Here is an 11,646-nt window from a genome sequence, read left to right as displayed (position 1 = left end):
AGAGAGTTAGGATCCTATGGTGTTGAGTAATTCCATCCTTGCGGCGGTGGGTTCCGGAAGTGTTGTTGGCTTTATGCTGGGATTGCTTGGCGGCGGCGGCTCCATCCTCGCTACACCGTTGCTCCTTTACGTCGTCGGTGTGAGCCAGCCCCATGTCGCCATCGGTACGGGTGCACTTGCTGTTTCAGTCAACGCGTTCGCGAATTTTACGAGCCATGCTCTGAAGGGGCACGTCTGGTGGCGTTGTGGTGTTGTCTTCTCCGCACTTGGCGTTATAGGGGCAATTATCGGATCTAGTCTCGGAAAAGCTCTAGACGGTGATCGCCTCATCTTTTTGTTCGGTATCCTCATGATCGTCGTCGGTCTGTTCATGTTGAAGCCCAAAAAGAGATTGGACGTGGAGCGCCGCCCGATCGATTTAAGAATGTGTCTCGTAACGGCAGCAGTGGCTCTCGCTTCGGGTGCGGCATCAGGATTCTTCGGTATCGGCGGCGGCTTCCTGATTGTGCCCGGCTTGATGTTGGCAACAGGTATGCCGATGATCAACGCAGTCGGCACATCCCTTCTCTCCGTGGGGCCTTCGGACTGGCCACGGCTCTGAATTATGCCAGTTCCGGTCTTGTCGACTGGTGGCTTGCTGGTGAGTTCATCGGAGGTGGTATCATGGCATTGCCAAGTTGTTTGAGCCTGGCGTTTCCGGTATCAATATGGCATGAAATTACCCAGCTCCTTTCCCCGGTTGAAGGGGTTTCGTTTTCCGCGTGAAATTATTGGCTACGCTGTCTGGATCTATCACCGATTTGCGTTAAGCACGGCCGATGTGGAAGATCTTCTCGCTGAGCGTGGCGTGCTTGTCAGCCGGGAAACCGTTCGCGTCTGGATTAATCGCTTCGGCCGCCATTTTGCCGACTGTATCCGCAGGGACCGACCAAGGCCGAATGATAAATGGCACATTGATGAGGCCGTCATCACTATCGGAGGAAAGAAGTATTGGCTTTGGCGGGCAATTGATGCGGACGGCGATGTTCTTGATATTCTGGTTCAAACACGTCGTAACACCAAGGCTGCCAAACGCTTTTTCTCCAGACTGGTGAAGCAATTCGGTCAACCACGTGTCGTCGTGACGGATAAGCTGCGCAGTTACATTAAGCCAATACAAAATCTTTCACCAGATGCGGATCATCGGGCTCATAAAGGCCTGAATAACGCCATCGAAGTCTCGCATAGGCCAACGCGAAAACGGGAAAAGATATTTGGGCGGTTCAAGTCAGCGCGACATGCGCAAAGGTTCCTTGCCGCTCACGATCAGATTAATCTGATTTTCCGTCCACATCGCCATAAACTCACAGCTTGTTCCTACCGCCATGCACGTATCGATGCATTTGCATTATGGCACGACTACACTGCTGAAATGAACGCATGAGCAAAAGCTCAACGGGGTCGTGCCGCCTACCTCAAATAACTTGGCAATACCTCTGGAAGATATCAACAACCGCCCCATGCGCCATTACGGCAAATCCCGGCGCGAATTGTTCGAGGAGCTTGAGCGCACTGCTCTTGCTCCACTGCCCGCGACAGACTTCGAATATGCGGAGTGGAAATCGGCGAAGGTTCACCCCGATTACCATATTGATGTAGCCAAAACCTTCTATTCGGTACCGCACCAACTGATCGGCAAAAAGGTTACCGTGCGCCTCACACATCAAGTGGTCGAAATATTCTTTAACCACAAGCGGGTCGCATCTCATCGCCGTCGTTCCGAGCGCAACGGGCACGTCACGGTGAAGGAGCATATGCCCAAATCCCATCAGCGGCATGCCGGGATGAATGCGGCAAGCCTGATCCGGGATGCCAGCAAGATCAGCGTCAACACAGGTATCTTCGTTGAACGGGTCATCCGCGACAAACCACATCCCGAACAGGGATACCGTGCGGCGCTCGGCATTCTTTCCCTTGCCCGGCGCTACGAGCATGATCGCCTCGACGCCGCCTGCGAGCGGGCGCTTGTCATCAATGCGCTGACCTACACCTCCGTCCGTTCCATTCTGCAGGCGGGTCTCGACCGGGCAAGCCCGGCCGAGGAAGTCAGAAAGCCACTGCCCACTCATTCCAACATTCGCGGTCGTGGCTATTACCATTGAAATCGCTGGCAATAATGCTGGCGCCCTGCCTGAAGCCCTGAAGCGCTACGCAATGTGGGAAGCTTCGCGCCCCAGGGGCTTCAGGCCTATCGATCGAGCTGACAGCACTAAACGTAGTCTATCAGTATCGGCACCCCCCAAGAAAGAAGGAATGACAATGCTGACCAATCCAACGCTTGAAAACATGTACACGCTTGGTCTGTCGGGCATGGCAATGGCCTGGCGGGAACTGTCTGAACAGCCAGACGCCCGGGCGATGAACAAAGAAGAGTGGTTGGGCCTTATGCTCGACAGGGAGATCGCCGTACGCGCCGACAAGCGGCTGACGACACGTCTGGCGGCCGCAAAGCTACGCTTCCCGGAAGCCTGTGTCGAAGACATTGATTTCCGCGCGGCCAGAAACCTCGACCGCCGTGCGACAATGGCGCTGGCGCAAGGGCAATGGCTTAAGAACCATGAGAATTTGATCGTGTGCGGGAAAACCGGTACGGGCAAGTCATGGCTGGCCTGTGCTCTGGGCCGTCAGGCCGCACGACATGACCATTCGGTTCTCTATGTCCGCGCGCCTCGTCTCTTCGAGGATCTCGCCATGGCAAAGTTGGATGGCCGCTATCCAAGGCTCATGAACCGACTGATGAAAGTGCAACTGCTGATCCTTGATGACTTCGCCACTCATGTCCTCAGCGAACAGCAGCGCTTCCATCTCTTCGAGATTATCGAAGAACGATACCAGCGCAGGTCAACGCTCATCACGGCTCAGGTCCCCGTGAATGCCTGGCATGACCTCATCGCAGACGCCACGGTCGCCGACGCAATATTGGACCGCGTCGTGCACAATGCTCATCGCATCAATTTGGAAGGAGATAGTATGCGCAAAGCCAAATCCGGAATTGACACCATACCCAATATGCACGACGAAAGAACAGAAGGCTGATTAACAACAGACCTGAAAAACGCTGCGGCTGAACTGTCCGCGAATTAGCGAAACAAGTGTCCGCGATTTAATGAAATCGCTGTCCGCGAATTCTGAAATACGCAATCTCGATGCGGTTGCGGCGTTTATAGCGGCGTTTGTCGTATTTAATGGTCTTGTTTCGGGATTTCCTGCCCGGGATGCAGGGAGTGATACCCTTTTCCTGTAGGGCGTCGCGAAACCAGTCGGCATCATAGCCACGGTCGGCCAGCAGCCATTGGGCCTCGGGAAGCTCGTCAAGCAAGGCGGCTGCACCGGTATAATCGCTGACCTGACCTGCCGTGATGAAGAAGCTGATCGGGCGACCGTTGGCATCCGTTACAGCATGAAGCTTGGTGTTCATGCCGCCTTTGGTGCGTCCAATCAGGCGTTCCGCGCCCCCTTTTTTACCCGCAGGCTGGAAGCCGTGCGGTGGGCCTTGAGATAGGTCGCATCGATCATGATCGTCTTGCGCTCTGGAGCTTGAGGCACTGCCAGACCTTCCATCATCCGCAGGAAGATGCCCTTGTCGCCCCAGCGTTTCCAGCGATTATAAAGTGTCTTGGAGGGGCCATATTCCTTCGGCGCATCGCGCCATCTGAGCCCATTGCGATTGACGAAGATGATGCCGCTCAGAACGCGCCGATCATCAACGCGAGGACGGCCGTGGCTATTAGGGAAATACGGCTGAAGACGTGCCATTTGCTCGTCTGTCAGCCAAAAGAGATCACTCATCATTCAGGCTCCTTCGAGCCCGTCTGAATCACAATCAGCGTGACAAATCAATGGGTCCTGACCCTAAACACGACGTTTGCGGCCTCTCTACCAAATTCAAGGGAAATCTGTAGCCCGTGGTTCTCTCCTTCAGGATATAGTCGAACAATCCACTGGTGAGGGGTGCCCCTTCCCTGACAAGAAGGAACCACAGGCTACCAAAAGAACCTGTCGCGTATCATGCCGAGCGGTTTCGTTGTTAGCGTGAAACATTGGGGATTTCTGGAAAACAAGCGCCTGATCTGCATCAAATGTATAGTAAATCAGGCCGCTTTCAGTTCATGGATAGCTAAGAGTTGATCCTGAATGGCTACTGCCTCCGTTTTAAGGTCGTAACTTGACTGCATATTCATCCAGAATTCGGGCGTGGTCCGGAAGAACTTTGCAAGGCGCAGAGCCGTATCAGGTGTAACTGCGGTCTGTTCTGTCGCCAGACGCTCAATGCGAGTGCGAGGGACATTCAGATTCCTGGCAAGCGCACCTGCACTCATCCCAAGCGGGATGAGATACTCTTCCCGAAGAATTTCGCCGGGATGGACCGGGGGCAATATACTGGTCATGGCTTCTTCCTTCCAGTGGTAGTCAACAATTTCGATTTGTTCAGCGCCAGCATCGGTCCAAACGAAACAGATGCGCCACTGATCATTGATGTGGATCGAGCGCTGCCCTTTACGGTCTCCGTTCAGAGCCTCCAGCCTGTTACCGGGAGGAGAGCGAAGATCATCAAGAATTAAAGCACTATCGATCACGGTAATTTTGCGAACAGTTGTTCTTATCAAATCTGCCGGAAACCCCTTTGGCGCTTTGCTGCCTGCAACGGCTTTGGTTCTGGCGTCTTTGTAGGAACGGACCATGAGTTACCCCTGCGACTTGTATCATACCGTGATACAGTGCGGAGAGCGAGGCTTTATCTCGACATCCCCCTAAAATTTTGCTTTGATCTTTTGAGGGATTGGGGGATCCAAAATTGTCGAAGGCGATGAACTGGATATTTGGGGCAGTTGCCCTGTTCATTCTCACGAGACTTTTCGGGAATGACACGCCGACCCCAGTATCGCCACCAGACGCAGTTCAACCACAGACTACAGTCCAGGCAACCGAGCAGGTTCCGCAGCATTTAGGCTTCGTGCAGGCGACAACTCACCGACTGACAAACCAGCCACCGCCATCGGCTGACCAGCACCCTTTCATCGGAAAGGGGCTATATTCGACCACCAAGGTAAATATGAGATCCGAGCCGTCATTAACCGCACGGGTCATTACGGTTATCGATAGAGGTAGAAGAGTGCAGGTTATGAACTATCGTTCCGGATGGTTCAGCGTCACTTACGGCAATCGAACGGGATGGATTTCCGAGGGCACTGTTACCTTAACCTAAGTGTAAACATCAGTTGCGATAACGGGTGATGACCGAACCTCGTTCTTCGCTTTACCGCCGCCATCGTTATCCATCTGAGATTATTGCAGAGGCGGTGTGGTTGTATTTCCGCTTTCCGCTAAGCTTTCGCATGGTTGAAGACATGCTGGCTTATCGTGGCATCTTCGTCACATATAAGACCGTGTACGAATGGGCGGAGAAATTCGCACGTGCTTATGCCAGTAATATCCGTCGCCGCACACCGCGGCTTGGCGATAAATGGCACCTGGATGAATGTGGAATATCTATCAAAAGTGAGCATCACATTCTTTGGCGAGCAGTTGATCAGGATGGTTTTGTTTTGGATGTTCTGGTCCAGAAACGCCGTAATACCAAGGCCGCCAAGCGCTTCATGCGCAAGCTTCTCTCTGCACAGGGCTGTGCACCCCGGATCATGGTCACCGATAAACTACGATCATATGGCGCTGCCAAACGAACGATGGGACTTAGCGTTTGCGATCATCGCCAGCATAAGGGTTTGAACAATCGGGCAGAGAATTCGCATCAGCCGATCCGACGACGAGAGCGGGTTATGAAGCGCTTTAAATTGGCGCGACATGTGCAGAATTTCACGTCGATACATGATCCGATCTACAACCTAAATTATTTCCCCCGAAACCAATTCAATGCCGCCGATCATCGTGAGTTACGACAAGCCGCCACTGACAAGTGGCGCGAAATCACGTGCCTGAAATCCGCATGACAGATGCGCCAAAGAATACGTTACGTCTGCACTCTCGTTAAAGTAACAGTGCCCTGCCAAGGCATACTTCCGCCACCATCCGGTCAAATCCGACGCGGGTCACGCCGCCAGCGGCTGAACGACCGAGATCGTCATCCACTGTCTCTATGTGTGACCATCCGTAACCGCCCGATTGTTACCGTGGTGAATATGTCTTGAGGCGGGCGACGATCTCTTCGTCATCGACAAAGCATTCGAGGAATTCTTGCCATTTTTCGACTGATTTACGGGCGTCAGCCAGCATCTGTCTTAGCTCATCAATGCCGTCGTCCGTCAGGGCGCTTGTAGACTGGTCGTCTCCGGTCACGACACTGATGATATTGCCATAGGTCAAGTTGTCATCATTGTAGATGATCGCCTGAAGAAGATCGACATCCTCTTCGAGCATTTCGGCGACATAGTCGAGCGTGTAAACAAATCTGACCGTGGTCATCAGGCTGCCTTTGCATGTTCAGCTGCGAGGGGCTTCCAATTCCACGGGAGCAACTCATCGAGCCGATTGATCTTGTGGTCGTGAATGCGGTCGAGCACATCGGCCAGATAAGCTTGCGGGTTGATGCCGTTCATCTTCGCTGTTTCAATGATCGTCATGGCGCGTGCCAAGGTTTCCGCGCCGGTGTCAGCGCCTGCGAACAACCAATTCCGGCGTCCTACTCCTATCGGTCTGAGGGCTCGTTCCGCAGCGTTGTTGTCCATGGCCACGCGTCCGTCCTCCAGGAACAGGCAGAGTGACGGCCATCTGCTCAGCCCATAGCGCAAAGCTTTCGCAAGTTCGCTTTTTCCCGGAATGCGAAGCAACTGCTTTTCTGCCCATGCGTGCAGTTCATCGATCTTTGGCTTGCTGTGCTTTTGACGCGTGGCGAGCCGTACATCGGCGGGCCGGCCTACAATATCCCGTTCGATATCATACAGCGCACCGATCCGATCGAGAGCCTCGCGCGCAATCCCGGATTTGTTCGCGGTCCAGATGTCATGAAAGTCACGCCGCCAATGCGCCCAGCATGAAGCTTCCCAGAACCGACGCTTTCCGTCCGATCCCGGCTCATATAGCTTCGTATAGCCTTTGTAGCCATCGGCCTGAAGAATGCCACTCGCCTTTTCGAGATGGCGATGAACGTGCTCTTCCTTCCAGTCGGGCGCGAAGTAATAAACCGCACCTGGTGGCGCACTACCTGCCCATGGACGCTGATCGCGGACATATGTCCAGATCCTGCCCTTCTTCACACCTTTGCCCAATCCCTTGTCGCGCAATGAGCGATCCAGCACCCGGATCGGCGTATCGTCAGCATGGAGGAGATCGCTTTTCATGATCTCAATCTCAATGCGCTCGATCAGCGGACGGAGCACCTGCATGGCACGACCGCACCAATCCACCAGTGTGCTGTCAGGTATATCGGCCCCCATCCGCGCGAATATCTCGTTGAGGCGATAGAGCGGCAAGCGAGTCGCGCGAGGGGATTTCACCCTCACGCGCTCCCAGAACCGTACGTGAACCTCTCGGTTCATACGGCTCCCAGTATTCAACCATTTGCGTAAAGAAGAGACCAATGGGCGAACAACCCCGGCGTGGATTTCACAAGTCTGGCGAGCCAGAGTCGCGCTTGCCGGGGCCGCTGCTTAAAGCGTTTATGCTTCCGCATCACCCATCGGAGCAAATGAGCGTCAATCAGACGAAGTGTCGGATAAAGCGCCGATTTGTAGAAACACCTGAAGTAGCCGATCCAACCTTTAATCTGTCGATTAAACATACGGGCCAGATCGATCAGCCCCTTGTCGCTACGCCGCTGCAATCCCCAATTGCGTACCCGACGTCGAAACGCCTTGAGCGCTTTTGGGCTGGCCGCCGGAAGGTAGGATACGCCAAACAACCCTCCACGCCAGATCGCCAGCCGGGGCTGGAACCTGTAGCCGAGAAAGTCGAAAGCAACCGTCGGGAACGATCTTTTCCGGTTGGTATCCTTGCAGTAGACGATCTTTGTCTTCTGCGGATGAAGCGTCAGTCCACAGTCAGCGAGACGATCTTCGACCTGCTGCCATAGCCTGCGTGCTTCATCTTCCGTCCGACAATGGCAGATGATGTCATCCGCATAGCGCTCGAACGGCACTTGCGGATTCTCTCGATCCATCCATTTGTCGAAAGCGTAATGCAGAAACAGGTTAGCCAGCAGCGGCGAGATCACCCCACCCTGCGGCGTTCCGCGTTCCTGCGAGACAAGACTGCCATCCGCCATCATCACTGGTGCCTTTAGCCACCGTTCGATATAGAGCAGAACCCAGCGACAATCCGTATGATGGCGGACCGCCCTGAGCAAAAGTCCATGATCGATAGTGTCAAAGAACCCTTTGATGTCCATGTCCAACACCCAATCGTGACGCCAGCATCGCTGACGCGCCGTCCGGATGGCGTCAATGGCAGAGCGATCAGGCCGATACCCATAGGAATCCTTGTGGAATACTGGTTCCACAAGCGGCTCCAGATAAAGCCGGACGACCTCCTGCGCGATGCGGTCCGTGACAGTCGGAATACCCAACGGCCGTTGGGTCCCGTCTGCTTTGGGGATCATCACCCGGCGTACCGGCGATGGCATGTAGCTGCCCGAAGACATTCTGTTCCAAAGCTTGTAAAGGTTCGGACCAAGCCGTTCCCCAAAGCTTTCGAGCGTCTGCCCGTCTACACCAGCTGCTCCCTGATTGGCGTTCACATGCTGGAACGCCTCCCAGATCTCTCTCTTCTCAATTGTAAACGGTCTTGCCTCTGTCATCCAGCTCATCCTGTTACCAGTTGGCCAGTGGCAGCGGCTGAACACCACAGCCCCTTTGGTCCAGCACCATTACAGCGCCTTCAACCCTACTACGAGCTGTTCTGTCCCTGTGCCCCGCATCGGTACTCTGGCCCTTTCGGGGGCTGCCCGATCGGTCCTCTCCCTTGGCATCGGGACGACAGGTTCTCCTGTTCCGCAAAAGAGCCTGACCCAGATTCACGCCGCCTTCGAGCCGGATGCCGTGTGGGCCGGACTTCAGGGCACCGCCCATACTCATCCCGGGATGACCACCACCCCCGGTTCTGACATCAACCATACGCTTTCGGCAGTTCATCGACGGTTCGCTTTCGCTCGTCTCTCTGGATCTTACCTGACGGGATCATGTCCCGCCGTTTCCACAACGCTCACCACCATCGCTCTTTACGACAGCAGCTTGTGGTGGTTTGGGATCGGCTCCTGATCGCCGAACCCGAGGGGCCCACCCTCATCTCTCTTGCAGTTACGTACCTCCTTTCCATGTTGGTACTCAGGACACACGATGATCATCGAATTTGGAGACCAGAATATAGGCCAGAAGCCCGGCACCAGCCATACTGCCCGGTATCGGGCGGCTGGGAGCAGGAACCTGCACCATCTTCTCACAGCAACGGCATGACTTCTTTGGCCTGGCGATCTCGATGACCTTCATCGTCGCTGCGATCATGTCGAGGATTTCGCTGACATCCTCTCCAACAAAACGCAACTCGCCTCCGCACGCAGGACAGCAATGACCGGGATCCAGTTCACGACGTTCGCGAACAGCATTTTCCGACACACGTGGACGCCGACGTGATGACTTGGGCTTTAAAGTCTCCTCCGGACCGCAAGCCGTATCGTTTTCAAGCTCTTCGACGGGCCCGGCCTCCTGCTCGGCGCTGGCAATCAACAGATCCTCCAGCGCCAGTTCCAGTTGCGCAATTTCCCGCTCGATTTTTTCAGAAGACTTGCCGAAGACCTGTTTCTTCAATCGCGCAATGCGTAGCCTCAGACCCTGGATCAGGTGATCGTGTGCTTTCAACGCCGCCGACATCTTCGCATTCTCCGCCTGCAAGGCGGTGATCATTGCCTTCAGAAAGGCTGGATCATCAGGAAGAATTGAGCTCGCATTCGACATGATCCTGACTAGCATAAGTCAGGACAGAACGCCATAAAAACAAGTAGTTTCAGTAAGATAAAATCAACCGACGCGGGCGGGCGGAGCACCCCAGTCCGGACGTCTCCAATCTATTCCTTCCCATAGCATCGCCAGCTGCGCTGCTGTCAGTCGAGCCGTCCCATCGGCCGCTGAAGGCCAGGGGAAACGCCCTTTCTGCAGGATTTTATAGTAAAGGCAAAATCCCTGGCCATCAAAATACAACAGCTTCACCCGATCACCACGCCGCCCGCGAAAGGCGAAGACAGCTCCACCTGTCGGCTTCTGGCGCAAGACATCCTGCGCCAACATCGAAAGGCCCTCAATACCTTTCCTCATATCTGTCACGCCGCAGGCAAGGTAAACCCGAACGCCAGTGCCCGGTCCAATCATGCCTGTTCCACCGTCCGGATGAGCCGTGCCAGCACCGTATCCTCCAGCGTGCTCGTGAAACGAAGGCTGCGACCGCAGCGCAAGTGCAATTCAATCATTGAGGACGAAGCATCAGCGTCATCGCTAACCCCAGAAGGGATCTGCTCACTACCCATATCAACAGGAAGAAATACGGCTTCCCGCGAAGAGAGCAGAAGACCCTTCTTCTTCAGTTCCCGTCGCCATGTGTAAATCTGCTGACGGGTCACATCGTACCGCTGAGCCACATCCGTGACCGTCGCACCGCCGATCCCAATCGACATGACGATATCCAGTTTCTTCTGATCGCCCCAGCGACGACGCCGTTCCGCGCCAAGAACCTCAACTCGCATCCAATCCTCGCATAAGACACGTCGCTAACGACGTCGTTAAACACGTGTCTTATGCCACGAGGCCTTGGTTCAAAAGGCGGCAGCAATCGGGACGTTACGACCATCCAAGCGCTGCCAGCCGGTCACGCATGGCGTATTGAAGGGCGCTGCTTTCGCGATTGTGCAGGACCTGATGAGCCGAGGACTGTCGAACATAGAGAATAGCCTTCCGCTCCAGATGATGCCGACCGATCTTCTCATGAATCATGACCGGCCTCCTTTTGCTGGGAGACGTGTCGGCAGTTTGCGTGATCGATGAATAGCCGTACGATGAGCCCCGTCAGCGCTTGACGGGTCTCCTCCGGTAACTCCGGCCATTGAGGCATTCCTGCTAGCGCCTTTTGGCGCGGGTTCAAGAATAGATCGAACTGATATGTCATGGGTTGATTTGGCATGGACATCTCTCCGACTCGCTTCGTGAGAGATCAATGCTGCGCTCATTCCCCCAGATTGCGATGAGGTATCAGCGTCGTCCAGTAACTTTGCCAAAACATGGAGGGCTGCAAGATCGACGTGCGGAACCGGCAGGCTGCGCCAATTTCCGCTTACGGCGCGGTCGAACATCCATGCTGGGACTTCAAGAAGCCGATCAGAGGGAACACCAGAGAGGCTACAGCGGAAAATATCCACACGCTTGGCCAGCGCCGCATGGACATGCACATGCTGACCGAACCAGGGATGCCACGGATACAAAAGCTCGCGAACCTCGGTCCCGTGGGTGTTCTGTCGTCGTGTTGTACAACACCGAGCGGCCGCACTCATCGCTCGGATATAAACCGCCGGCACCGCAGGCTATCATCTGGCCTGCGCCGCCGCCCGGATCGACACCGCCATCTGCCCAGGCCATGGCCGAAAAGCCGATCATACATTAAGACTGAAACCGG

General features: G+C 54.9%; 11 protein-coding genes and 8 pseudogenes. 8 read left to right on the top strand and 11 right to left on the bottom strand.

Features of this window, described 5'->3' with window-relative positions; translation table 11 throughout:
• Positions 1–16: 16 nt before the first annotated feature.
• The 4 genes and pseudogenes from ABDF71_RS25995 to istB form a co-directional block, all read left to right on the top strand.
• Positions 17–667: pseudogene (locus ABDF71_RS25995) on the top strand (sulfite exporter TauE/SafE family protein); the annotation flags it as partial.
• 45 nt (positions 668–712) lie between these two features.
• Positions 713–1,423: an IS6 family transposase gene (locus tag ABDF71_RS25990; protein ID WP_213507514.1), complete on the top strand. Its 711-nt coding sequence runs from the start codon at positions 713–715 to the stop codon at positions 1,421–1,423.
• Between the two features lie 52 nt (positions 1,424–1,475).
• Positions 1,476–2,141, top strand: a pseudogene (locus ABDF71_RS25985) (Mu transposase domain-containing protein); the annotation flags it as partial.
• Positions 2,142–2,298: 157 nt separating this feature from the next.
• Positions 2,299–3,075: an IS21-like element helper ATPase IstB gene (gene istB, locus ABDF71_RS25980; protein ID WP_012090960.1), complete on the top strand. Its 777-nt coding sequence runs from the start codon at positions 2,299–2,301 to the stop codon at positions 3,073–3,075.
• A gap of 76 nt (positions 3,076–3,151) precedes the next feature.
• On the opposite strand, the pseudogene ABDF71_RS25975 reads toward istB, so the two are convergent.
• The 3 genes and pseudogenes from ABDF71_RS25975 to ABDF71_RS25965 all read right to left on the bottom strand — a co-directional run.
• Positions 3,152–3,828: pseudogene (locus ABDF71_RS25975) on the bottom strand (IS5 family transposase); the annotation flags it as partial.
• A 302-nt stretch (positions 3,829–4,130) separates the two neighbouring features.
• Positions 4,131–4,427, bottom strand: a complete 297-nt coding sequence (locus tag ABDF71_RS25970) for a HigA family addiction module antitoxin (protein ID WP_235994242.1) — start codon at positions 4,425–4,427, stop codon at positions 4,131–4,133.
• 27 nt (positions 4,428–4,454) lie between these two features.
• Positions 4,455–4,721 (bottom strand): annotated as a pseudogene (locus tag ABDF71_RS25965) (type II toxin-antitoxin system RelE/ParE family toxin); the annotation flags it as partial.
• A gap of 125 nt (positions 4,722–4,846) precedes the next feature.
• On the opposite strand from ABDF71_RS25965, the gene ABDF71_RS25960 reads away from it, so the two are divergent.
• On the top strand, positions 4,847–5,245 hold the full coding sequence (locus ABDF71_RS25960; RefSeq protein ID WP_309600603.1) for an SH3 domain-containing protein: 399 nt from the start codon (positions 4,847–4,849) through the stop codon (positions 5,243–5,245).
• A 28-nt stretch (positions 5,246–5,273) separates the two neighbouring features.
• Positions 5,274–5,987 (top strand): IS6 family transposase, encoded by a 714-nt coding sequence (locus ABDF71_RS25955; protein ID WP_500061995.1) that lies wholly within the window; start codon positions 5,274–5,276, stop codon positions 5,985–5,987.
• 52 nt (positions 5,988–6,039) lie between these two features.
• Here ABDF71_RS25955 and ABDF71_RS25950 read toward each other — a convergent pair.
• The 4 genes and pseudogenes from ABDF71_RS25950 to ltrA all read right to left on the bottom strand — a co-directional run.
• Positions 6,040–6,147, bottom strand: a pseudogene (locus tag ABDF71_RS25950) (recombinase family protein); the annotation flags it as partial.
• 15 nt (positions 6,148–6,162) lie between these two features.
• The gene (locus ABDF71_RS25945) at positions 6,163–6,459 is read right to left on the bottom strand and encodes a hypothetical protein (protein ID WP_012092492.1); all 297 of its coding nucleotides are present in this window, start codon (positions 6,457–6,459) and stop codon (positions 6,163–6,165) included.
• A pseudogene (gene tnpC, locus ABDF71_RS25940) lies at positions 6,459–7,466 on the bottom strand (IS66 family transposase); the annotation flags it as partial. The gene ABDF71_RS25945 and the pseudogene tnpC, both read right to left, overlap by 1 nt.
• 80 nt (positions 7,467–7,546) lie before the next feature.
• Positions 7,547–8,788, bottom strand: coding sequence for a group II intron reverse transcriptase/maturase (ltrA, locus tag ABDF71_RS25935; protein WP_500061811.1), 1,242 nt, complete (start codon positions 8,786–8,788; stop codon positions 7,547–7,549).
• A 109-nt stretch (positions 8,789–8,897) separates the two neighbouring features.
• Between ltrA and ABDF71_RS25930 the strand changes: the two genes are divergently transcribed.
• The gene (locus ABDF71_RS25930) at positions 8,898–9,248 is read left to right on the top strand and encodes a hypothetical protein (protein ID WP_124916644.1); all 351 of its coding nucleotides are present in this window, start codon (positions 8,898–8,900) and stop codon (positions 9,246–9,248) included.
• Between the two features lie 78 nt (positions 9,249–9,326).
• Here ABDF71_RS25930 and ABDF71_RS25925 read toward each other — a convergent pair.
• The 4 genes and pseudogenes from ABDF71_RS25925 to ABDF71_RS25910 all read right to left on the bottom strand — a co-directional run.
• Positions 9,327–9,941 (bottom strand): annotated as a pseudogene (locus ABDF71_RS25925) (transposase domain-containing protein); the annotation flags it as partial.
• A 63-nt stretch (positions 9,942–10,004) separates the two neighbouring features.
• A complete protein-coding gene (gene tnpB, locus ABDF71_RS25920; protein WP_011982990.1) occupies positions 10,005–10,352 on the bottom strand; it encodes an IS66 family insertion sequence element accessory protein TnpB in 348 nt (115 codons plus the stop codon).
• Positions 10,349–10,723, bottom strand: coding sequence for an IS66-like element accessory protein TnpA (gene tnpA / locus ABDF71_RS25915; protein WP_011982989.1), 375 nt, complete (start codon positions 10,721–10,723; stop codon positions 10,349–10,351). The genes tnpB and tnpA overlap by 4 nt, the downstream gene beginning before the upstream one ends.
• Positions 10,724–10,817: 94 nt before the next feature.
• Positions 10,818–10,970 carry a hypothetical protein gene (locus ABDF71_RS25910; RefSeq protein ID WP_250132285.1) on the bottom strand — a complete coding sequence of 51 codons (153 nt, stop codon included), beginning with the start codon at positions 10,968–10,970 and terminating at the stop codon, positions 10,818–10,820.
• Between the two features lie 529 nt (positions 10,971–11,499).
• Here ABDF71_RS25910 and ABDF71_RS25905 point away from each other — a divergent pair.
• Positions 11,500–11,634, top strand: a pseudogene (locus ABDF71_RS25905) (IS3 family transposase); the annotation flags it as partial.
• Positions 11,635–11,646: the final 12 nt, after the last annotated feature.

It is taken from the genome of Ochrobactrum sp. WV_118_8 (genome assembly GCF_039631535.1).
GTDB classification, from domain to species: domain Bacteria; phylum Pseudomonadota; class Alphaproteobacteria; order Rhizobiales; family Rhizobiaceae; genus Brucella; species Brucella anthropi.
The sequence above is the reverse complement of the archived record's forward strand: the minus strand, read 5'-3'. Positions and strand labels throughout refer to the sequence as shown.